Genomic DNA, 21459 nt, shown 5'->3' with positions numbered 1-21459 from the left:
CGGGCAGAGGATAACGCATAAATGCCGATGAATTAGCTGCTTTGCAGCAGCTCTACTTATCCTGCCTGGCTTTTTCCATTATAATAGCTGCCTTTTTTGCGGCAGCATCTTCAGAGGTTACGCGCCCTGATGCTGCCTGGCAGCAGCGGCGAAGTTAAAAGGATACGTTATGCGTACAGAATATTGCGGACAGCTCAACCTGTCTCATGTGGGTCAGCAAGTTACTCTCTGCGGCTGGGTTAATCGCCGTCGCGATCTCGGCAGCCTGATTTTTATCGATATGCGTGACCGCGAAGGGATCGCTCAGGTGTTTTTTGATGCCGATTATCAGGAGGCTTTCCAGCTGGCGTCTGAGCTGCGCAACGAATTCTGCATCCAGATCACCGGTACGGTGCGCGCGCGTGAAGAGAAAAACCGCAACAGCGATATGGCGACTGGCGATATCGAAGTGTTTGCCCACGCGCTGACCATCATTAATCGCGCGGAGCCGCTGCCGCTGGACTCCAACCAGGTCAATAGCGAAGAAGCGCGTCTGACCTATCGTTACCTCGATCTGCGTCGCCCGGAGATGGCACAGCGCCTGAAAACGCGCGCCAGAATTACCAGCTTTGTTCGCCGCTTTATGGACAGTGAAGGTTTCCTGGATATTGAAACGCCGATGCTGACCAAAGCAACGCCGGAAGGCGCGCGCGACTATCTGGTGCCAAGCCGCGTGCATAAAGGCAAGTTCTATGCGCTGCCGCAGTCGCCACAGCTGTTTAAGCAGCTGCTGATGATGTCCGGCTTCGATCGCTACTATCAGATTGTAAAATGCTTCCGCGATGAAGATCTGCGGGCCGATCGCCAGCCTGAATTTACGCAAATCGACGTTGAAACCTCCTTTATGAGCGCGGAAGAGGTGCGGGAGAAGATGGAGCGCCTGATCCGCGAGCTCTGGCTTGAGATCAAAGGCGTTGATCTGGGTGATTTCCCGCTGATGACGTTTGCAGAAGCGATGAACCGCTACGGCTCTGATAAACCCGATCTGCGTAATCCGATGGAACTGGTGGACGTTGCCGATCTGCTGAAAGACGTAGAGTTTAAGGTGTTCTCTGGTCCGGCGAACGACGCCAAAGGACGGGTTGCTGCGCTGCGCGTGCCGGGCGGTGCGACGCTGACGCGTAAGCAGATTGATGAATATACGAAGTTTGTTGAGATTTATGGTGCACGTGGCCTGGCATGGATGAAAATCAACGCCCGCGCCAGTGGCGCTGAAGGCGTGCAAAGTCCGGTGGCTAAATTCCTGACGCCTGAGATCGTGGAAGCGATTCTGGATCGCACCGGCGCGCAGGATGGCGATCTGATCTTCTTTGGCGCCGATCGCGCTAAAGTTGTGGCGGATGCGCTGGGTGCACTGCGCCTGAAAGCTGGCCGCGACCTGAAGATCACCGACGAGAAAGCCTGGGCACCGCTCTGGGTCATCGACTTTCCGATGTTTGAAGAGGATGACGAAGGCGGTCTGGCAGCGATGCACCATCCGTTTACCTCACCTAAGTCGCTTACGGCGGAGCAGCTGGCAGCCGAGCCGACGCAGGCAGTGGCTAATGCCTACGATATGGTGATCAACGGCTACGAAGTGGGCGGCGGCTCTGTGCGTATCCACAACGGGACGATGCAGCAGACCGTGTTCAGCATTCTCGGCATTACGGCTGAAGAACAGCAGGAGAAGTTTGGCTTCCTGCTGAACGCGCTCAAATATGGTACGCCGCCGCACGCCGGTCTGGCGTTTGGCCTTGATCGTCTGACTATGCTGCTCACCGGAACCGATAATATTCGTGACGTGATCGCTTTCCCGAAAACCACGGCGGCAGCCTGTATGATGACGGAAGCACCAAGCCTGGCAAATCCAGCTGCGCTGAGCGATCTGGGCATTCAGATTGTCGCGAAGAAAGAAAAGCCAGAGCAGCAGTAATGGGCTTTAAACATCCGGTATCGGTGCTGGTGGTGATCTTTGCGCGAGATACCGGCCGGGTGTTGATGCTGCAGCGGCGCGACGATCACGGCTTCTGGCAGTCGGTCACCGGCAGTCTGGAGCCGGGTGAAACGCCGGCTCAGGCTGCAGCACGCGAAGTGGCGGAAGAGCTGGCGATCGATATCTGTGGCGAAGGGCTGCAGCTTGAAGATTGCCAGCGGCAGATTGAATTTGAGATCTTCCCTCATTTTCGTCACCGCTATGCACCAGGCATAACGCACAATCGCGAGCACTGGTTCCGGCTGGCGCTGCCGGCTGAACGGATGCCGCTGCTGAGTGAGCACCTGGCTGCCCGCTGGCTGATCGCTGAAGAGGCTGCGGCGTTAACCAAATCCTGGAGCAATCGCCAGGCGATTGAAGAGTTTATCTGAGCGAGCGCCGCCGCGTGTTTTCCGGTGGCAACCAGGGTAAATTCCACACATTCGACGAAGCGTATTCCCTTCGTCCAACTATCGTGTGCTGTTTTATCAAACCGCACCGCTAACATTGAGCAGTCAGGCGTTATCGGCGCAGCGCAATTGTTCATCGTCAGCGCCACCACCGCCGCGCAGATCTCTGCGTGCGGATGGCGTGGATGCTGCCGGGGATAAGAGCGCAGGCAAGATAGCCTGCACCCTGTAAAAGATCGGAGAAAATGTAAGATGGCTGGTCACAGTAAATGGGCGAACACAAAACATCGTAAGGCGGCGCAGGACGCCAAGCGCGGCAAGATCTTTACTAAAATCATTCGCGAGCTGGTCACTGCCGCGAAGCTGGGCGGCGGCGATGCAGGTTCTAACCCGCGTCTGCGCGCAGCGATGGATAAAGCGCTCTCAAATAACATGACGCGCGACACCATGAACCGCGCCATTGCACGCGGCGTCGGCGGCGAAGATGATTCCAATATGGAAACCATCATTTATGAAGGCTACGGTCCGGGCGGCTCTGCGGTAATGATCGAATGCCTGAGTGACAACCGTAACCGTACCGTCGGAGAAGTGCGCCACGCCTTCACCAAAACCGGCGGTAATCTGGGCACTGACGGCTCTGTCTCCTATCTCTTCAGCAAAAAAGGAGTGATCTCCTTTGCTCCGGGTCAGGATGAAGATGCGGTGATGGAAGCAGCACTGGAAGCGGGTGCGGAAGATGTGGTGAGCTATGATGACGGTGCCATCGATGTCTTCACAGCGTGGGAAGAGCTGGGCAACGTGCGTGATACGCTGGAAGCGGGCGGTCTGAAAGCTGACAGCGCTGAAGTCTCCATGATCCCGTCAACCAAAGCGGAACTGGATGCAGAAACGGCACCAAAACTGCTGCGGCTGATCGATATGCTGGAAGATTGCGACGACGTGCAGGAGGTTTATCACAACGGTGAGATCTCTGACGAGGTGGCGGAAACGCTGTAATGGCGTGGTTATTTTTCCGGCAACCGGAGGCGTGCTGTGGCGATTATTCTCGGGATTGACCCCGGCTCGCGCATTACCGGCTACGGCGTTATCCGTCAGACCGGCCGTCAGCTGAGCTACCTGGGCAGCGGCTGTATCCGCACCAACGTGACCGATTTACCGGGACGCCTGAAGCTGATTTATGCCGGCGTCTGCGAAATCATCACGCAGTTTTCGCCTGACTACTTTGCGATTGAGCAGGTGTTTATGGCGAAAAATGCGGATTCGGCACTGAAACTTGGCCAGGCTCGCGGCGCAGCGATTGTGGCCGCGGTCAATGCCGATTTGCCGGTGTTTGAATATGCGGCGCGGCAGGTCAAACAGACGGTTACCGGAACCGGCGGGGCGGAGAAGAGCCAGGTGCAGCATATGGTCCGCACGCTGCTGAAACTGCCGGCCAACCCGCAGGCGGATGCGGCAGATGCGCTGGCTATCGCCATCACCCACTGCCACGTTAGCCAGAATGCGGCGCGCATGAGCGACAGCAAACTGGTGATGACGCGCGGGCGGCTGCGCTCGGGTTAAGCTGCCATCAGACGCGCTAACAGGCTGGATATGCATCCAGCCTTTTTTATGTTATACATAGCCGCTATCACACCGCCAGCGGCTGCGCTGGTCACAGGGAATACCCTGCACCGCTTACTCACAGATTAAGGAATTGCTCAGGTGATTGGTCGTTTACGAGGCAACATTCTGGAAAAACAGCCGCCGCTGGTGCTGCTTGAAGCGCACGGCGTCGGTTATGAAGTGCATATGCCAATGACCTGCTTCTACGAGCTGCCGGAGATCGCCCAGGAGGCGGTCATTTTCACCCATTTCGTGGTGCGTGAAGATGCCCAGCTGCTGTTTGGTTTCAACAGCAAACAGGAGCGCGCGCTCTTTCGCGAGCTGATCAAAGTCAACGGCGTTGGCCCCAAGCTGGCGCTGGCGATCCTATCGGGCATGTCAGCGCAGCAGTTTGTGACCGCTGTTGAGCGTGAAGAGGTCGCCTCGCTGGTGAAGCTGCCGGGTGTCGGCAAAAAAACCGCTGAGCGCCTGGTGGTTGAGATGAAAGATCGCTTTAAAGGCATGCATGGCGACCTCTTTGGCGGCGACTCAGCCTTCACGCTGACGACCCCAGCGGTCGCGCCGGAGAGCAACGACGCTGAAGCAGAAGCGGCGGCTGCGCTGGTGGCGCTGGGATATAAACCGCAGGAAGCCAGCCGCATGATCAGCAAAGTGGGCAAACCTGACGCAGACTGCGAAACCCTGATCCGCGAAGCGCTGCGTGCAGCTATCTGAGGTAACACATGATTGAAGCCGATCGCCTGGTCTCGGGCAGTTCATATAATGAAGAAGAGAGCCTGGATCGTGCTATTCGCCCGAAGCTGCTCGCGGAGTATGTCGGTCAGCCGCAGGTGCGCGAACAGATGGAGATCTTTATCCAGGCGGCAAAGCTGCGCGGCGATGCACTTGACCATCTGCTGATTTTCGGCCCGCCTGGGCTGGGGAAAACCACACTGGCGAATATCGTGGCGAATGAGATGGGCGTTAATCTGCGCACGACGTCAGGGCCGGTGCTGGAGAAAGCGGGCGATCTGGCGGCGATGCTCACCAATCTCGAACCGCACGACGTCCTGTTTATTGATGAGATCCACCGTCTCTCCCCGGTAGTGGAAGAGGTGCTCTATCCGGCAATGGAAGATTATCAGCTGGATATCATGATCGGTGAGGGGCCGGCCGCCCGCTCAATCAAGCTCGATCTGCCGCCGTTTACCCTGATTGGCGCGACGACGCGCGCCGGGTCGCTGACCTCCCCGCTGCGCGATCGTTTCGGCATTGTCCAGCGGCTTGAGTTCTATAACGTGCCGGATCTGCAGCACATTGTCAGCCGCAGCGCGGCCTGTCTCGGTCTGACGCTGAGTGAAGAGGGCGCGCTGGAAGTGGCCCGTCGCGCACGCGGCACCCCGCGTATCGCTAATCGCCTGCTGCGTCGCGTGCGTGATTTTGCCGATGTCCGTGCCGCAGGCAACATGAGCGGTGACGTGGCGGCCAGCGCGCTGGATATGCTGAATGTCGATACGCAGGGTTTTGATTACATGGACCGCAAGCTGCTGCTGGCGATTATCGATAAGTTTATGGGTGGCCCGGTAGGGCTGGATAACCTGGCGGCAGCAATAGGCGAAGAGCGCGAAACGATCGAGGATGTTATAGAGCCTTTCCTGATCCAGCAGGGATTTATTCAGCGTACGCCGCGCGGCCGTATGGCAACGCAGCACGCTTACCGGCACTTTGATATCGTGCGCGAAGAGTAGGGTGCAGCACGCAGGCAGACAAAAAACGGGCACCTCAGGTGCCCGTTTTGCATGGCTGAACGGATAACTCAGACAGCCGGTTTTTTTATCATGCTGAGTATAAACAGCACGGCGGCGCAGAGCACCACAGAAGGTCCGGCAGGGGTATCATAGGTGGCGGAGAACGTCAGGCCACCGGTCACGGCGATCAGTCCGGCGAGCGTTGCATAGCCCGCCATCTGTTCCGGAGAGCGCGAAAAGCGGCGCGCCGTTGCGGCAGGGATAATCAGCAGTGAGGTAATAATCAGCGCGCCGACAAACTTCATTGCGACGCCAATCGTCAGGGCGGTCACCAGCATCAGCATCAGCCGGGTACGCTGAATATTCACGCCGTCAACCTGCGCCAGCTCCGGACTGATGGTCATAGAGAGCAGGGCGCGCCACTGCCACGCCATTACCACCAGTACAATGGCAACGCCGCCGCCCATCAGCCAGAGATCGTCTGGCGTAATCGCCAGCAGGTCACCAAACAGGTAGGCCATAAGATCAACGCGGACTCCCTGCATCAGGCTGACCACCACCAGACCAAGTGAAAGCGCGCTGTGCGCCATAATCCCTAACAGCGTATCAATGGCCAGATGCGGGCGACGTTCCAGCCATACCAGGCCGAGCGCCAGACAGATTGTCACCAGGATAACCGCGTAGTAAGGGTTAACGTTCAGCAGCAGGCCAAAAGCCACACCCAGCAGCGAGGCGTGCGCCAGGGTATCGCCAAAGTAGGACATGCGGCGCCAGACCACAAATGAGCCGAGCGGTCCGGCCGCCAGCGCCAGCAGCGCGCCGCCGAGCCAGCCGGGAAGTAATAATTCAATCATGACGGGCTGTTTCCTTTGCGTAAAACGATACGTCCCTGTAGGTCGTGACGATGGTTATGCTGATGCCGGTAAATGGCCAGCTGCTGTGCGCCGCGCGGACCAAACATGGCGATAAACTCAGGATGCTGCGACACCGCTTCCGGCGTACCGGAACAGCAAATATGGTGGTTAAGGCACAGCACTTCGTCGGTTTTCGCCATCACCAGATGCAGATCGTGTGAGACCATCAGCACGCCGCAGTTAAGTTCGCGTCGCAGCTGATCGATTAAATCGTAAAGCGCCACCTGACCGTTTACATCAACGCCCTGGGTCGGTTCATCCAGCACCAGCAGCTGCGGCTGGTTCAGCAGGGCGCGCGCCAGCAATACGCGCTGCGTTTCACCACCGGAGAGTTTCTGCAGCGGCGCCTGCAGCAGATGCCCGGCCTGTACGCGCTTCAGCGCCGGCAGGATATCGGCACGCCTGCTGCCGCCTGTCAGACGCATAAAGCGTTCTACGGTAACCGGCAGCGTGGGATCGATATGCAATTTTTGCGGCACGTAGCCAATACGCAGACCCGGCGCGCGCTGTACGCTGCCGCGGTCCGGCGTCAGCAGACCTAAAACCGTTCGCACCAGCGTTGACTTGCCGGCGCCGTTAGGGCCCAGCAGGGTCAGAATTTTACCAGGCTGAAGCGTCAGCGAGATACCTGCCAGCACACGGCGCTGGGCAAAGGTCACTGAAATATCGTCAAGTGTAACAAGTGAAGACATATAATTTACGGGTTGCATTGAAATTAGAATGTTATAATATCACATTCCATCACCCAGTCACGATGGAATGACGCATTATGTTACACAATAAGCAGCGCCTGTTTTTTAGCCTTTCTGCCACCGCCGTTTTAGCCGCGCTTGCGCTTCCGGCCCACTCAGCGGTCGTCGCGTCAATCAAACCGTTAGGATTTATCGCAGCTGCGATCTCAGAAGGCATTACGCCGGTTGAAGTATTGCTGCCGGATGGCGCCTCGGAACACGATTACGCACTCCGTCCTTCTGATGTAAAACGCATTAAAAACGCGGACTTAGTGATCTGGGTCGGGCCTGAAATGGAGGCTTTCCTGACCAAACCTGCCGCCGCTCTGCCCGCCAGCAGGAACCTGGAAATCGCCGCGCTGCCGGCGGTGAAATCTCAGCTGATTCGGGGCGGAGAAGATGAGGATGAGCATGAAGAAGGGCACGCCTCAGATAAGTCTGAAGATCAGGACTCCTCTCATACTCACCATCATCATGGTGAATATAACATGCACCTGTGGATGTCACCGAAGATTGCACAAGAATCCGCTGTTGCAATCCACGGAAAATTATTGGAACTTATGCCCGAAAGCAAAGCCAAACTTGACGCCAATCTGCAGCAGTTTGAAGCAGCACTGGCCGAGACGGACAAACACATTGGCGCGCAGCTTGCGCCGGTGCGGAACAAGGGTTATTTCGTTTTTCACGACGCGTATAGCTATTTTGAGAAACACTACGGTTTGTCCCCCGCGGGGCATTTTACCGTCAATCCTGAAATCCAGCCTGGCGCTCAGCGTTTACATCAAATACGAACACAGTTGGTTGAGCAAAAAGCCGTATGCGTTTTTGCTGAGCCACAATTCAGGCCGGCGGTCATCGATGCCGTGTCACGTGGCACCAGCGTACGCAAAGGCACGCTGGATCCATTAGGCATGGGGATCAGCTTAACCAAAGACAGTTATGTGAAATTCCTCTCACAGCTGTCGAGCCAGTATGCGAGCTGCCTGAATGGAGCATAGAGGAAAAGATAAAAGTGCAGCAGATAGCCCGCTCTGTCGCCCTCGCATTTAATAATTTGCCGCGCCCCCACCGCGTTATGCTGGGGTCATTAACCGTTGTCACACTGGCCGTCGCTGTCTGGCGGCCGTATGTCTATCATCCCCATGACGTTGCGCCGATTGTCAAAGAGATTGCGCTGGATAAAAACGCATTGCGCACTCTGCTGCCGGAAGCCAGCGAGCCTATCGATCAAACCACGGCCGAACCTGAAGAGGATTTGCCGGCGGACGATATCGACAAAGATGTGCCTGACAATCCCGATCAGCATGACTACACCATTTCATCTGGCGATACATTAAGCAGCGCGCTGAATCAGTATGGCATCGATCTCAGCGACATCAATGCGCTGGTCGCCAGTGATAAAGCGCTGCGCAATCTGCAGGTGGGCCAGCAGCTGAGCTGGACGCTGGATGCAGAAGGGCAGCTGCAGGCGTTTAGCTGGGAAATCAACCGCCGTGAAACCCGTACCTATGCGCGTCAGCCAAATGGCAGCTTCAGCATGCAGCAGGAGATGCAAAAAGGCGAATGGCAAAACAGCGTGCTGAAAGGGGAAGTGCGCGGCAGCTTTGCTGCCAGTGCGCAGCGTGCCGGTCTGAGCAGCGCTGAAACCAGCAACGTCATTAAAGCGATGCAGTGGCAGATGGATTTTCGCAAACTGCGTTCGGGCGATGAGTTCAGCGTGCTGATGTCGCGCGAGATGCTGGATGGCAAAAGTGCCCAGAGCCAGCTGCTGGGCGTGCGCGTGCGCAGCGGCGGCAAAGATTACTACGCCTTCCGCGCGGAAGATGGCAAGTTCTACGATCGCAGCGGTTCGGGTCTGGCGCGGGGCTTTATGCGCTTTCCAACGGTTAAGCAGTATCGCGTCTCTTCAAACTTTAACCCGCGCCGCCTCAACCCGGTAACCGGGCGCATCTCACCGCATAAAGGCGTCGACTTTGCGCTGCCGGTGGGGACACCGGTGCTGGCCGTCGGCGATGGCGAAGTGGTGGTGGCTAAAAATGGCGGGGCTGCGGGCAACTACGTGGCGATTCGTCACGGCCGTCAGTATATGACGCGCTATATGCACCTGAGCCGTGCGCTGGTAAAGCCGGGGCAGAAAGTTAAACGCGGCGATCGCATCGCGCTCTCGGGTAATACCGGGCGCTCAACCGGTCCTCACCTGCATTACGAGGTGTGGATTAATAATCAGGCTGTTAACCCGCTGACGGCGAAAATGCCGCGTATGGAAGGGCTGACCGGGAAAGATCGCAGTACCTACCTTGCACAGGTTAAAACCTGGCTGCCGCAGCTGGCGCTGTAAAAGTCCGGCGGCGAATAAACGTAAAACCGACGATTAATTCGTCGGTTTTTTGCTTTCAGGCGCGTGAAGATTGCAAAAATAGCTGCCGTCACTATTATTGAGCCGTCATTGTCAGAGGCGAGTGCATGGAAACCCGAAAAAAAAATAACAGCGAGTTTATTCCCGTTTTTCAACGTTCTTTTTTAAAACCTAAATACTGGGGAAGCTGGCTGGCGGTTGGTGCGCTGGCGGGCATGGCAATGCTGCCGCCACGCCTGCGCGATCCGGTCCTTGGTAGCTTAGGCACCTTTGCCGGTAAGCTGGCAAAAAGTGCGCGGCGTCGTGCGCTGATCAATCTCTATTACTGCTTGCCGGAACTGAGTGAAGCGCAGCGCGAAGAGATTGCTGACCGCATGTTTGCTACCGCGCCGCAGGCGATGGCGATGATGGCAGAACTCGGCATGCGCAACCCGGAGCGGGTGCGCCAGCGGGTAGAGTGGCACGGCCGTGAAATTATTACTGACTTACAGAATAACAATGAGAATGTGATCTTCCTGGTGCCGCACGGCTGGGGCGTGGATATCCCCGCCATGCTGCTGGCGTCGGAAGGGCAGAAGATGGCAGCGATGTTTCACAATCAGAGCGATCCGCTAATGGATTATCTGTGGAACACCGTACGCCGCCGGTTTGGTGGCCGTATGCATGCGCGCAACGACGGGATTAAGCCCTTTATCGCCTCAGTGCGTCAGGGCTACTACGGCTACTATCTGCCGGATCAGGATCACGGTGCTGAGCACAGCGAGTTTGTCGATTTCTTTGCAACCTACAAGGCTACGCTGCCGGCAGTGGGACGACTGATGAAAGTCTGCCGGGCGCGGGTAGTGCCGCTGTTTCCGGTATACAACAGTAAAACGCACCGCCTGGAGATCTACGTGCGGCCGCCGATGGACGATCTGGTGGATGCGGATGACACCAGGCTGGCACGCCGTATGAATGAAGAAGTGGAGATTTTTGTGCGGCCGCATCCGGAGCAATACACCTGGATCCTGAAGCTGCTGAAAACGCGTAAAGAGGGGGATATCGAGCCTTACCGGCGTAAAGATCTCTATCCGCGTAAGTAATTCTGTATGCTGCCGCTAGCCGCAGTGCGTAGCGGCAGCGCACGGTTATACGACCTCTTCGACCCTGCTCAGTCGTCTGCGCTCACGCAGAAACAGCGTAACCAGCACAAACCACAGCAGACCCGCAGCAAAATTCAGCGTACTGAACCACGGCGTACCGCCGTGAAAATAGCCCGCTTTAGCCAGCTCAATGCCCGCTGCCAGCGTCAGGATGCTGATCATTCCCAGCATGGCGGCAATACTGCCTTTGCCTTCACTGCTGGCGTAAAGCGTCAGGCGATAGAGACCGGCATTCACCATGCCAGCCCCGAACGCGTAGAGACTGAGTCCGGCGGTTAACAGCAGGTAGGTGTGGCTGTTCATCAGGTTGGCAATCAGCGCTATGCCGAGTCCGATTAAGATGGGCCAGGCGGCCAGTTTTACCGGCTGTTCAATCGGTACGCGGCCTGCCAGTTTGCCCAGCGTCAGATTGCCGGCAATCATAGCCAGAAACACCGGCAGCTGAAGCAGGGCATAATGCATGCGCGACAGGCCCTCATCGTGCATGAGGATCACCGGAGACAGCGCCACCCACGTCAGAATGGGAATAAACACCAGGCCGATAGCAAAGGAACCGTACATCACCTGTTTATCGCGCGCCAGCCGGCCATAGCCGCGCGCCAGCACCGGCAGCGCAACGGAGCGACTGCGATCGCCTGCCGTTTCCGGCATGATGCGCCACAGCAAAATAAAGGCGATCACGCTGCAGATCGCAAACAGCCAGAACATACTGCGCCAGCTGCCTGCGGTAAGCCATGCCGCCCCGGCCAGCGGACCAGCCAGCGGCGCCAGCAGCGCCACATTCGCCATCAGAGCCATTACCCGCACCGCGAGCGCCTCTTCAAACGCTTCCTGCACCGCCGCATAGCTGACGGCGCCAATAAAGCAGAGGCTGATGCCCTGAACAAAGCGCAGCGTGACAAACTGCTCAATTGTGCTGACCCAGGTGGTAAGGATGCAGGCCAGCACAAAAAACAGGATGCCGGAAAGCAATACCGGACGCCGGCCATACTTATCTGATAGCGGGCCCAGCAGCCACTGCAGCACCACGCCGCCCATCAGATAGGCAGTCAGAGAGGTGGAGACCCACTGCGGGCCGACGGCAAACTCCTGCGTGACCAGCAGCATGCCGGGCTGGATCATGTCATGAGCGATATAAGTAGCGAACTCAAACAGGACCAGCGCCAGTGGAAACAGCAGCGTACGTCCGGTTAAGCGGACAATAGGTTGGTAGCGGGCCATCAAGCCTCCCTGAAAATGCAAAATAAAACGCGACCGCCAGAGCAGTCGCGTTTGTCCATTTTTACAGCCGCTACGCGTAACGCGTCGGCGTTAGTCGACGCGCAGCACGCGGCTGGTGTTGGTGGTACCGGTTGCGCCCATCACATCGCCCTGGGTGACAATCACCAGGTCGCCGGAGACGAGGAAACCTTTATCGCGCAGCAGATTTACCGCGTCGTGGGCGGCAGCCACACCGTCGTTGTTGCTGTCAAAATAGACCGGCGTCACGCCGCGGTAGAGAGCGGTCAGGTTCAGCGTACGCTCATGGCGCGACATCGCAAAAATCGGCAAACCTGACGTGATACGTGACGTCATCAGCGCGGTACGGCCTGATTCGGTCATGGTAATAATGGCAGAAACACCCTGCAGATGGTTTGCTGCATACATAGCTGACATCGCGATCGCTTCTTCGACGTTGTCAAACTGCACGTCCAGGCGATGTTTGGAGACGTTTACGCTTGGGATCTTTTCAGCGCCGAGGCAGACTTTCGCCATCGCAGAAACGGTTTCCGCCGGATATTGCCCGGCTGCGGTTTCCGCTGACAGCATCACGGCGTCAGTACCATCCAGCACGGCGTTGGCCACATCCATCACTTCCGCACGGGTTGGCATGGGATTGGTGATCATCGATTCCATCATCTGCGTGGCGGTAATGATGGTGCGGTTCAGCTGACGGGCGCGACGGATCAGCGCTTTCTGAATACCAACCAGTTCCGGATCGCCGATTTCAACGCCCAGATCGCCGCGCGCCACCATGACAACGTCAGACGCGAGGATAATATCATCCATTGCTTCCTGTGTCGCAACCGCTTCTGCGCGCTCCACTTTGGCCACCAGCTTTGCATCACAGCCGGCGTCGCGAGCCAGACGACGGGCGTAGTTCATATCTTCGCCATTGCGCGGGAATGACACCGCCAGATAATCAACGCCGATTTTTGCCGCCGTGACGATATCCAGCTTATCTTTTTCAGTCAGCGCTTCGGCAGAGAGGCCGCCGCCCAGCTTGTTGATACCTTTGTTATTAGAGAGCGGACCACCGACGGTAACTTCAGTGAAGACTTTCACATCCTGCACCTCCAGCACCTTCAGCTGTACGCGGCCATCATCGAGCAGCAGAATATCGCCCGGCACGACATCTTCCGGCAATCCTTTGTAATCGATGCCGACTTTTTCTTTGTCGCCTTCACCTTTGCTCAGGTTCGCATCAAGCAGAAAACGATCGCCGACGCTGAGAAATACTTTCCCTTCTTTAAACGTAGAGACGCGGATTTTTGGCCCCTGCAGGTCGCCGAGAATCGCCACGTGACGCCCCAGCTTGGCGGCTATCTGACGTACGCGATCGGCGCGCTGCTGGTGATCTTCGGGCGTGCCGTGGGAGAAATTAAGGCGTACTACGTTAGCGCCTGCCGCGATGATTTTTTCAAGGTTATTGTCGCGGTCGGTTGCCGGGCCGAGGGTAGTAACAATCTTGGTTCTTCTGAGACGACGTGAGGTGGATTTTGAGATGAAAGCTGTAGGGCTGGTCATTCGGTGATCCTTTTATTCTATCTGATTGATTGGCATTAAATTTACAATGCGCGTGTCTCTGTTTGGCTATTGATACTGCTTCCAGGGTGTTGACGCAAAAGGGCTTGAAGTATTAACGCCAGGTAAACGCTTACACCTAAGGTACACCAAATGTCTGACCCTGTTAAGATGGGTCTGCTTTGTCAAAGTGCGGAGCGATCTATCACGCTAAAACGCGGCACAGGATAACCCCGGTTTTGCTTGCGCATTTTTAGCATCGGTATAACACGGCTGCATAGCAGAGCTAAAATGCGCCCGAACGGCACCGCACAGACATGAAAGCGCTTACATCACCATGATTTAGTAAAAATTTGCTCTGTGAAGCACGCCTTCGCGCAGCGGCAGATAAATGCGAAGCTGAATTCTTTGTCATACTTCTGCAGGCCCCGTCTGTAATGACTGACGTAAACCCTGGTCAGGGACGCCGGCCTGTTGGTTACGCGACGTCGCGATGAACAGCGGGACGCTCGCTTGTCCTGGCGCGGCGAAAAAAGTACATTGTGCCGTAAGAACATGACAATAAAGGTCCGGGATGGTGAGGATGCACATCCGGGAGATCCTGCAACGAGGAGAGGAAAATGGCGGTAACACAAACAGCCCAGGCATGCGATCTGGTGATTTTCGGTGCCAAAGGCGATCTTGCACGCCGTAAACTGTTGCCTTCGCTGTATCAGCTGGAGAAAGCTGGTCAGATCCACGAAACCACCCGTATTATCGGAGTAGGACGTGCGGAGTGGGATAAAGCGGCTTATACCAAAGTGGTACGCGAGGCGCTGGAAACCTTCATGAAAGAGAAGATTGATGAAGCGCTGTGGGATAAGCTCAGCGGCCGTCTCGACTTCTGTAACCTCGATGTGAACGATACAACGCATTTCACCAAACTGGGTAAAATGCTCGATCAAAAAGAGCGCGTAACCATTAACTACTTTGCTATGCCACCGAGCACGTTCGGTGCCATTTGTGAAGGGCTTGGCGCAGCGAAGCTGAACGCAAAACCTGCCCGCGTGGTAATGGAAAAGCCGCTGGGTACCTCTCTGGAAACCTCGCGTGAAATCAACGACAGCGTGGGTAAATTCTTTGACGAGAGCCAGGTGTTCCGTATTGACCACTATCTGGGCAAAGAGACGGTGCTGAATCTGCTGGCGCTGCGCTTTGCTAACTCAATCTTTGTGAATAACTGGGACAACCGCACCATCGACCACGTGCAGATCACCGTGGCAGAGGAGGTGGGGATTGAAGGCCGCTGGGGTTATTTTGATAAAGCGGGCCAGATGCGCGACATGATTCAGAACCACCTGCTGCAGGTACTGACCATGATTGCTATGTCACCGCCCTCCGATCTCAGTGCAGATGCAATCCGCGATGAGAAAGTAAAAGTACTGCGTTCACTGCGCCGGATCGATCAAACCAACGTGCGTGAAAAAACCGTACGCGGTCAGTACACGGCAGGATTTGTACAGGGTAAAAAAGTACCGGGCTATCTGGAAGAGGAGGGCGCTAACAAGCAGAGCGCAACCGAGACTTTCGTGGCTATTCGCGTTGATATCGATAACTGGCGCTGGGCGGGCGTACCTTTCTATCTGCGCACCGGCAAACGTCTGCCTTCCAAATGCTCTGAGGTCGTCGTCTATTTCAAGAACCCGGAGATGAACCTGTTCAAAGACTCCTATTCTGAACTGCCGCAGAACAAACTCACTATTCGTCTGCAGCCGGATGAAGGTGTGGATATCGAGATCCTTAACAAAGTACCAGGGCTGGATCACAAGCATAAGCTGCAGACCACTAAGCTGGATCTGAGCTATTCAGAAACCTTTAATCAGTCACATCTGGCGGATGCCTATGAGCGTCTGCTGCTGGAATCGATGCGCGGCATTCAGGCGCTGTTTGTCCGTCGCGATGAAGTAGAAGCAGCATGGGGCTGGGTGGATTCGATTATCGAGGCCTGGAATGCGGATGGCGATGCCTCTAAACCGTATCAGGCAGGCACCTGGGGCCCGGTGGCTTCCGTTGCGATGATCACCCGCGACGGCCGTTCATGGAACGAATTTAGCGAGTAATCGCCCGTCGTACGGATGCGCTATTCAGACTCAACCAATACCTCTGCCATGCAGGGGTATTTTTTTGCGCAGCGCGTGCCAACGCCCATAGCAGAGAGAGTCCACAGCAGCATCACCACGTGGTGCTGCATAGACGCAAAGCCGTTTTATCTTGTATGGTAAAGTGCTAATGATGAGAACGCAGCCGTCGGGGCTGCGGTGACCAGGGAAACCTCATGAAGAACTGGAAGATAAGTGCAGAGCAGGTGCTGAGCACCGGACCGGTCGTGCCGGTCATTGTGGTGAAGCAGCCTGAGCACGCTGTGCCGATGGCAAAAGCGCTGGTCGCAGGCGGTATCCGGGTGCTGGAGGTGACGCTGCGTACGCCGGTTGCGATGGATGCGCTGCGCGCCATTATTCGTGAGGTGCCGGAAGCGATTGTGGGCGCCGGTACGGTTATCAATACGCAGCAGCTGAAAGAGGTCACGGATGCAGGCGCGCAGTTTGTGATAAGCCCGGGACTGACCGAATCGCTGCTGCGGGCCGCAACAGAGGGGCCGGTACCGCTGATCCCGGGGATCAGCACCGTATCAGAGCTGATGATGGGTATGGATCATGGCCTGCGCGAATTCAAGTTCTTCCCGGCTGAAGCCAGCGGCGGCGTAAAGGCGCTTTCCGCGCTTGCCGGACCTTTTCCGCAGGTACGGTTTTGCCCGACCGGCGGCATTTCACCGGCAAACTATCGTGACTATCTGGCGCTGAAAAGCGTGCTGTGTATCGGCGGCTCGTGGCTGGTGCCGGATGAGGCGCTGCAGCAGGGTGACTGGGAGCGGATCACGCAGCTGGCGCGTGAGGCGATAGCGGGCGCGCGGTAGCCCGGGAAGCAGATATCTGGCAGCAGGTGCGTTGACCTGCTGCCAGCGCTGTCAGCCTTCGGCAGTTATCGCGGCCGCGCTGGCGACGGCGCGCGCCACCGCCTCTTCCGTGCTCTCTCCGGTTGCCAGCGCGACGCCCAGGCGCCGCTGTCCGCTGATCTCCGGTTTACCAAACAGGCGCAGCTGCAGACCCGCGCCCAGCGCGGCATCAACGTGCGCAAAGCGCACATCCTGACTCTCCAGCTGCGGCAGGATCACGGCTGACGCCGCCGGTCCATACTGGCGAATACTGCCGATCGGCAGCCCGAGAAACGCCCGCACGTGCAGAGCGAACTCAGAGAGATCCTGAGAAATCAGCGTCACCATGCCGGTATCATGCGGGCGGGGCGACACTTCGCTGAACACCACCTCATCACCACAAACGAACAGCTCAACGCCAAACAGGCCATATCCACCCAGCGCGTTTACCACGCTGGCCGCAATCTCCTGCGCCCGTGCGAGGGCAGCGGCGCTCATCTGCTGCGGCTGCCAGGATTCGCGGTAATCTCCCTCCTCCTGGCGATGGCCGATCGGGGCGCAGAAGTGGATGCCGTCAACGGCGCTGACCGTCAGCAGCGTAATTTCGAAATCGAATCTGACCACGCCTTCAACAATCACCCGGCCGGCACCGGCACGGCCACCCTGCTGGGCATAATCCCACGCCTGCTGCAGCGCGTCCGCGCTGCGAATAAAGCTCTGACCTTTGCCGGATGAACTCATCACCGGCTTAATGATGCAGGGAAACCCTATCGCTTCTGCTGCTGCGAAAAAGTGTTCCTGGCTGTCGGCAAACTGATAGCGTGAGGTGGGCAGGTTCAGTTCTTCGGCGGCCAGACGACGGATCCCCTCCCGGTTCATGGTCAGGCGTGCGGCGCGAGCGGTCGGCACCACTTTCTGCCCCCGGGCTTCAAGCTCAACCAGCGTATCGGTGGCAATCGCCTCAATTTCCGGCACCACAAAGTGCGGCTGTTCACGGGCGATCAGTGCAGCCAGCGCCTCGCCATCGAGCATATTGATTACGTGGCTGCGATGCGCAACCTGCATTGCCGGCGCATCGGCATAGCGATCGACAGCGATCACTTCCACACCTAAACGCTGGCACTCCAGCGCGACCTCTTTACCCAGCTCGCCTGAGCCCAGCAGCATAACGCGCGTGGCACCGGGTCGCAGTGCCGTTCCGAGAGTTGTCATACCTGTCACCTTAGCAGTCAAAAAAGCGCCGGCAGTATATACGAAAACGTTTGCGCGCTCACGTTTTACGCCGGTAAAGATTTTCCGTACTTTGCCCGCTCTGACATTTTCTGACGCAGGTTGCGCCAGGATAAAGCGGGCTAACTTAAACGGGAGTTAAACAATGAATCAGTGGCTGCAGCAGCTTCAGACGGTTCTGGCAAAGAAAAAGGGCGGCACTTCCGGGTTGGGTGACCTGCTGGGGCCCGGGGCACTGGGTGGACTGGCAGGCGTGCTGGCGGGCAGCAAATCGTCACGTAAACTGCTGACAAAATTTGGCGGCAAGGCGCTGCTGCTGGGCGGCGGTGCGGCAGCCGGTGCGCTGTTATGGAATAAATATAAAGATCGTATCCGCACAGCGTATCCGTCCGCATCCGGCACTGACGGGCAGCAAACGCCGCCTGACCAGCGCGCAGAACGGCTGATCGCTGCGCTGGTATTTGCTGCCAAAAGTGATGGTCATATCGATGAGGCTGAACAGGCTGCAATTGAGAAACAGATTCAGCAGGCGGGCTATGGCGCGCAGGCGGAAAGCCTGATTAAGCAGGCGATGGCGCGTCCGCTCGATCCGCAGTGGCTGGCGGCCGGGGTAAAAAACGAAGAGGAGGCGCTGGAGCTCTACGTGCTCAGCTGTGCAGCTGTCGATATCGACCACTTTATGGAGCGCAGTTATCTCACCGCGCTGGGCGATGCGCTGAAAATTCCGCAGGATGTGCGTGACGGGATCCAGCGAGATATCGCCGCAGAATCTGCTGGCTGAGAGGTCGGAAACAGCTGCGCCTGCGGCAGTTCTGGCATTCCCGCCTGATTGGTGCCACGCTTGCATAAAACGATTTCTCCGGGAGAAACCGCGTTATGAAACAGCCGCAGGCAAAAAAAATTCCGCATGTCATGACTTTGCATGGCGATACGCGCACCGATGATTATTTCTGGCTGCGCGATGACGATCGTGAAGACCCCAGCGTGCTCGCCTATCTGCAGGAGGAGAACCGCTACGGCAGGGCGATGATGGCGTCGCAGAATGCGCTGCAGGAGAAGGTGCTGAAAGAGATTGTCGATCGTATTCCGGGTCAGGACTATTCCGTGCCCTATACGAAAAACGGCTTTCGCTATCAGCGCCGCTATGAGGCTGGCAACGAATATGCAGCGTTTTATCGGCAGCCGGTTGAGGGCGGAGCGGACGCACCCTGGCAGCTGCTGCTTGACGGCAACCGGCGCGCTGCGCACAGCGACTTCTACACCATGGGAGCGCTGGATATCAGCCCGGACAATCAGGTTATGGCACTGGCGGAAGATTTTTTATCGCGCCGTCAGTATGGTATCCGCTTTCGTAACCTGCAGAGCGGCAGCTGGTATCCTGAAGTATTACATAACGCCTCATCCAGCGTAGCCTGGGCAAACGACTCGCGTACGCTTTACTATGTGCGCAAACATCCGAAAACGCTGCTGGCGTATCAGATATGGCGCCATGAGCTGGGCCATCCGCAGAGTGATGACCAGCTGGTATATGAAGAGAAGGATGAGAGCTTTCATCTTAGCGTGCATAAAACCACGTCAGAGCACTTTATTCTGATTGCGCTCTTCAGCACCACCACCAGTGAGATCCTGCTGCTGGACGCGGAGTATCCTGACGCGCAGCCGCAGGTATTCTGCCCGCGCCGGCGCGATCACGAATACAGCATCGACCACTATAACCACAATTTTTATATCCGCTCGAACCGCGACGGCAAGAACTTCGGTCTCTACCGCAGCGCCTGGCTGGCGGAGCAGCGCTGGGAGACGCTGATACCGGCGCGCGAGCACGTCGTTCTGGAGGATTTCCAGCTGTTTCGCAGCTGGCTGGTAGTAGAAGAGCGCCAGCGCGGCGTCAGTACTTTGCGGCAGATTAACCGCGCCAGCGGCGAGAGCTATGGTATCGCGTTTGACGATCCCGCCTATGTGACCTGGCTGGCGTTTAACCCCACGCCGGAGAGCGATACGCTGCGCTACGGCTACTCCTCGATGACCACGCCCGATACGCTGTTTGAACTGAATATGGAGACCGGGGAGCGGCGCATCCTCAAACAGACGCCGATACCAGGCTTTGATCCGGATGAGTACAGAAGTGAGCACCAGTGGATCAAAACGCGCGACGGTACCGAAGTGCCGGTATCGCTGGTTTATCATCGGAAATATTTTCAGCGCGGTAAAAATCCGCTGCTGGTCTATGGCTATGGCGCCTACGGCAGCACAATGGAGGCGAACTTTAGCGCCAGCCGCGTCAGCCTGCTGCAGCGCGGTTTTATCTATGCCATTGTGCATGTCCGCGGCGGGGGCGAGCTGGGCCAGCAGTGGTATGACAGCGGCCGTCTGATGCATAAGATGAACAGCTTCACCGATTTTATCGACGTGACGCAGGGGCTGGTAGCCAAAGGCTATGGCGATCCGCAGCGTCTCTACGCCATGGGCGGTAGCGCGGGCGGGCTGCTGATGGGCGCGGTTGTCAATATGGCACCGACCCTGTTCCACGGCGTGGTAGCGCAGGTGCCGTTTGTGGATGTGGTGACAACCATGCTCGATCCCACTATCCCGTTAACCACCGGCGAGTATGATGAGTGGGGAAATCCGGAACAGCCCGACGCCTATCACTACATCAGCCGTTACAGCCCCTATGATAATGTGACCGCGCAGGCGTATCCGCATCTGCTGATCACCACGGGGTTGCACGATTCACAGGTGCAGTACTGGGAGCCCGCTAAGTGGGTGGCAAAGCTGCGCGAATATAAAACCAGTGACGCGCTGCTGCTGCTCTGTACCGACATGGATTCCGGCCACGGCGGTAAGTCGGGACGCTTCAAATCCTATGAGGGCGTTGCGCAGGAATTTACGTTCCTGATTGCGCTGGCGCAGGGCAGCCTGCCGGATCGGGTGGATTACTGATCGTCTTTGACATATTTACGCAGCGCCTGCCGCAGCGGCGGGCGCAGATCGCGGACATTGTCCAGTACCCAGCGCAGATAACCCGGATCGCGGCGCGCAATAACGCTGATACTCTGTCCGCGATATTTGCCAAATGGAAAGATATCGCCGGAGAGCGCAGCCGGTTCAGTCCGGCTTACCATCTCCGCCGGACTCCAGCCGGAGATCTCCATAATACGGATCAGCAGCGCGGCGGTAACGTAGCAGTCATAAAGCGCGCGGTGTGCATGCAGGTCTGCAGGCGGCGTCACCTCAAGTTTCAGGCTGTGCCGCAGCGCCTGATTACCATATTTAATGCCGGGCCACAGTTTGCGCGCCAGCGTCATGGTGCAGATCCATTCGCCCGGCATGGCGGGCAGCATGCGGCGGTCAAAGCTGGCGTTATGAGCCACATAGTGCGGGCTGCCGTAATAGCGGCTGATGATCGCTTCTATCGGCGGTTTATCCGCCACCATCGCTTCTGTGATGCGATGCACCATCATTGCCTGACGACTGATAGGGCGATCCGGGCAGACCAGATCGCTCATCGGATTGACAATCTGCCCGTCAATGACATCCACCGAGGCGATCTCTACCACGCCGCCCTGCAGGCCGCAGGTTTCTGTATCTATCACGCGTAACAT

General features: G+C 57.2%; 19 protein-coding genes. 13 read left to right on the top strand and 6 right to left on the bottom strand.

The genetic code is table 11. From position 1 onward, the window contains the following. Positions 1 to 169: 169 nt before the first annotated feature. From aspS to ruvB, 6 genes are all read left to right on the top strand, one after another. A complete protein-coding gene (gene aspS / locus F3J39_RS05725; RefSeq protein WP_039384894.1) occupies positions 170 to 1951 on the top strand; it encodes an aspartate--tRNA ligase in 1782 nt (593 codons plus the stop codon). Continuing rightward, positions 1951 to 2382, top strand: coding sequence for a dihydroneopterin triphosphate diphosphatase (nudB, locus tag F3J39_RS05720; protein WP_039384893.1), 432 nt, complete (start codon positions 1951 to 1953; stop codon positions 2380 to 2382). Before aspS ends, nudB begins: the two co-directional genes overlap by 1 nt. A 270-nt stretch (positions 2383 to 2652) precedes the next feature. Beyond that, complete coding sequence (locus F3J39_RS05715; RefSeq protein ID WP_039384891.1) at positions 2653 to 3396, top strand: YebC/PmpR family DNA-binding transcriptional regulator; 744 nt, start codon at positions 2653 to 2655, stop codon at positions 3394 to 3396. 36 nt (positions 3397 to 3432) lie between these two features. Then, entirely contained in the window at positions 3433 to 3960 is a 528-nt protein-coding gene (gene ruvC / locus F3J39_RS05710) for a crossover junction endodeoxyribonuclease RuvC (protein WP_039384890.1), read from the top strand. 141 nt (positions 3961 to 4101) lie between these two features. Continuing rightward, positions 4102 to 4716: a Holliday junction branch migration protein RuvA gene (ruvA, locus tag F3J39_RS05705; RefSeq protein WP_039384888.1), complete on the top strand. Its 615-nt coding sequence runs from the start codon at positions 4102 to 4104 to the stop codon at positions 4714 to 4716. Positions 4717 to 4724: 8 nt separating this feature from the next. Beyond that, complete coding sequence (ruvB, locus tag F3J39_RS05700) at positions 4725 to 5729, top strand: Holliday junction branch migration DNA helicase RuvB (RefSeq protein WP_065649104.1); 1005 nt, start codon at positions 4725 to 4727, stop codon at positions 5727 to 5729. A gap of 68 nt (positions 5730 to 5797) precedes the next feature. Here ruvB and znuB read toward each other — a convergent pair whose 3' ends face one another. Beyond that, positions 5798 to 6583, bottom strand: coding sequence for a zinc ABC transporter permease subunit ZnuB (znuB, locus tag F3J39_RS05695; protein ID WP_071668887.1), 786 nt, complete (start codon positions 6581 to 6583; stop codon positions 5798 to 5800). Next, positions 6580 to 7335, bottom strand: coding sequence for a zinc ABC transporter ATP-binding protein ZnuC (gene znuC / locus F3J39_RS05690; protein WP_039385977.1), 756 nt, complete (start codon positions 7333 to 7335; stop codon positions 6580 to 6582). Before znuC ends, znuB begins: the two co-directional genes overlap by 4 nt. Positions 7336 to 7412: 77 nt before the next feature. Between znuC and znuA the strand changes: the two genes are divergently transcribed. The 3 genes from znuA to lpxM all read left to right on the top strand — a co-directional run bounded on the left by znuA (position 7413) and on the right by lpxM (position 10812). Then, positions 7413 to 8372: a zinc ABC transporter substrate-binding protein ZnuA gene (gene znuA / locus F3J39_RS05685; RefSeq protein ID WP_166713927.1), complete on the top strand. Its 960-nt coding sequence runs from the start codon at positions 7413 to 7415 to the stop codon at positions 8370 to 8372. Positions 8373 to 8386: 14 nt separating this feature from the next. Beyond that, on the top strand, positions 8387 to 9712 hold the full coding sequence (gene mepM / locus F3J39_RS05680; protein ID WP_071668885.1) for a murein DD-endopeptidase MepM: 1326 nt from the start codon (positions 8387 to 8389) through the stop codon (positions 9710 to 9712). Positions 9713 to 9837: 125 nt separating this feature from the next. After that, the gene (gene lpxM / locus F3J39_RS05675; protein WP_039384875.1) at positions 9838 to 10812 is read left to right on the top strand and encodes a lauroyl-Kdo(2)-lipid IV(A) myristoyltransferase; all 975 of its coding nucleotides are present in this window, start codon (positions 9838 to 9840) and stop codon (positions 10810 to 10812) included. 45 nt (positions 10813 to 10857) lie between these two features. On the opposite strand, the gene F3J39_RS05670 is transcribed toward lpxM, so the two are convergent. Next, positions 10858 to 12093, bottom strand: coding sequence for an MFS transporter (locus F3J39_RS05670; protein WP_104085099.1), 1236 nt, complete (start codon positions 12091 to 12093; stop codon positions 10858 to 10860). Between the two features lie 90 nt (positions 12094 to 12183). Beyond that, a complete protein-coding gene (gene pyk / locus F3J39_RS05665; RefSeq protein ID WP_166713926.1) occupies positions 12184 to 13659 on the bottom strand; it encodes a pyruvate kinase in 1476 nt (491 codons plus the stop codon). A gap of 617 nt (positions 13660 to 14276) precedes the next feature. Between pyk and zwf the strand changes: the two genes are divergently transcribed. Together zwf and F3J39_RS05655 are read left to right on the top strand one after the other, a co-directional pair. Continuing rightward, on the top strand, positions 14277 to 15755 hold the full coding sequence (gene zwf, locus F3J39_RS05660) for a glucose-6-phosphate dehydrogenase (protein WP_071668883.1): 1479 nt from the start codon (positions 14277 to 14279) through the stop codon (positions 15753 to 15755). A 215-nt stretch (positions 15756 to 15970) separates the two neighbouring features. Continuing rightward, positions 15971 to 16609 carry a bifunctional 4-hydroxy-2-oxoglutarate aldolase/2-dehydro-3-deoxy-phosphogluconate aldolase gene (locus F3J39_RS05655; protein WP_094111070.1) on the top strand — a complete coding sequence of 213 codons (639 nt, stop codon included), beginning with the start codon at positions 15971 to 15973 and terminating at the stop codon, positions 16607 to 16609. Between the two features lie 51 nt (positions 16610 to 16660). On the opposite strand, the gene purT is transcribed toward F3J39_RS05655, so the two are convergent. Then, on the bottom strand, positions 16661 to 17839 hold the full coding sequence (gene purT / locus F3J39_RS05650; protein ID WP_166713925.1) for a formate-dependent phosphoribosylglycinamide formyltransferase: 1179 nt from the start codon (positions 17837 to 17839) through the stop codon (positions 16661 to 16663). 163 nt (positions 17840 to 18002) lie between these two features. Between purT and F3J39_RS05645 the strand changes: the two genes are divergently transcribed. Together F3J39_RS05645 and F3J39_RS05640 are read left to right on the top strand one after the other, a co-directional pair. Further along, positions 18003 to 18638 (top strand): DUF533 domain-containing protein, encoded by a 636-nt coding sequence (locus tag F3J39_RS05645; protein ID WP_039384864.1) that lies wholly within the window; start codon positions 18003 to 18005, stop codon positions 18636 to 18638. A 95-nt stretch (positions 18639 to 18733) separates the two neighbouring features. Next, entirely contained in the window at positions 18734 to 20797 is a 2064-nt protein-coding gene (locus F3J39_RS05640) for a prolyl oligopeptidase family serine peptidase (protein WP_071668881.1), read from the top strand. Here F3J39_RS05640 and exoX read toward each other — a convergent pair. Further along, a complete protein-coding gene (gene exoX / locus F3J39_RS05635; protein ID WP_166713924.1) occupies positions 20791 to 21459 on the bottom strand; it encodes an exodeoxyribonuclease X in 669 nt (222 codons plus the stop codon). The genes F3J39_RS05640 and exoX overlap by 7 nt on opposite strands.

This window comes from Pantoea sp. Acro-807 (assembly GCF_011752675.1).
GTDB lineage: Bacteria > Pseudomonadota > Gammaproteobacteria > Enterobacterales > Enterobacteriaceae > Pantoea > Pantoea eucrina.
The sequence above is the reverse complement of the archived record's forward strand: the minus strand, read 5'-3'. Positions and strand labels throughout refer to the sequence as shown.

What these genes read in the sequence shown, in the direction of transcription:
- aspS (WP_039384894.1), top strand. Translation starts at nt 170, where the DNA reads ATGCGTACAGAATATTGCGGACAGCTCAACCTGTCTCATGTGGGTCAG.
- nudB (WP_039384893.1), top strand. Translation starts at nt 1,951, where the DNA reads ATGGGCTTTAAACATCCGGTATCGGTGCTGGTGGTGATCTTTGCGCGA.
- F3J39_RS05715 (WP_039384891.1), top strand. Translation starts at nt 2,653, where the DNA reads ATGGCTGGTCACAGTAAATGGGCGAACACAAAACATCGTAAGGCGGCG.
- ruvB (WP_065649104.1), top strand. Translation starts at nt 4,725, where the DNA reads ATGATTGAAGCCGATCGCCTGGTCTCGGGCAGTTCATATAATGAAGAA.
- znuB (WP_071668887.1), bottom strand. Translation starts at nt 6,583, where the DNA reads ATGATTGAATTATTACTTCCCGGCTGGCTCGGCGGCGCGCTGCTGGCG.
- znuC (WP_039385977.1), bottom strand. Translation starts at nt 7,335, where the DNA reads ATGTCTTCACTTGTTACACTTGACGATATTTCAGTGACCTTTGCCCAG.
- znuA (WP_166713927.1), top strand. Translation starts at nt 7,413, where the DNA reads ATGTTACACAATAAGCAGCGCCTGTTTTTTAGCCTTTCTGCCACCGCC.
- lpxM (WP_039384875.1), top strand. Translation starts at nt 9,838, where the DNA reads ATGGAAACCCGAAAAAAAAATAACAGCGAGTTTATTCCCGTTTTTCAA.
- F3J39_RS05670 (WP_104085099.1), bottom strand. Translation starts at nt 12,093, where the DNA reads ATGGCCCGCTACCAACCTATTGTCCGCTTAACCGGACGTACGCTGCTG.
- pyk (WP_166713926.1), bottom strand. Translation starts at nt 13,659, where the DNA reads ATGACCAGCCCTACAGCTTTCATCTCAAAATCCACCTCACGTCGTCTC.
- zwf (WP_071668883.1), top strand. Translation starts at nt 14,277, where the DNA reads ATGGCGGTAACACAAACAGCCCAGGCATGCGATCTGGTGATTTTCGGT.
- F3J39_RS05655 (WP_094111070.1), top strand. Translation starts at nt 15,971, where the DNA reads ATGAAGAACTGGAAGATAAGTGCAGAGCAGGTGCTGAGCACCGGACCG.
- purT (WP_166713925.1), bottom strand. Translation starts at nt 17,839, where the DNA reads ATGACAACTCTCGGAACGGCACTGCGACCCGGTGCCACGCGCGTTATG.
- F3J39_RS05645 (WP_039384864.1), top strand. Translation starts at nt 18,003, where the DNA reads ATGAATCAGTGGCTGCAGCAGCTTCAGACGGTTCTGGCAAAGAAAAAG.
- F3J39_RS05640 (WP_071668881.1), top strand. Translation starts at nt 18,734, where the DNA reads ATGAAACAGCCGCAGGCAAAAAAAATTCCGCATGTCATGACTTTGCAT.
- exoX (WP_166713924.1), bottom strand. Translation starts at nt 21,459, where the DNA reads ATGTTACGCGTGATAGATACAGAAACCTGCGGCCTGCAGGGCGGCGTG.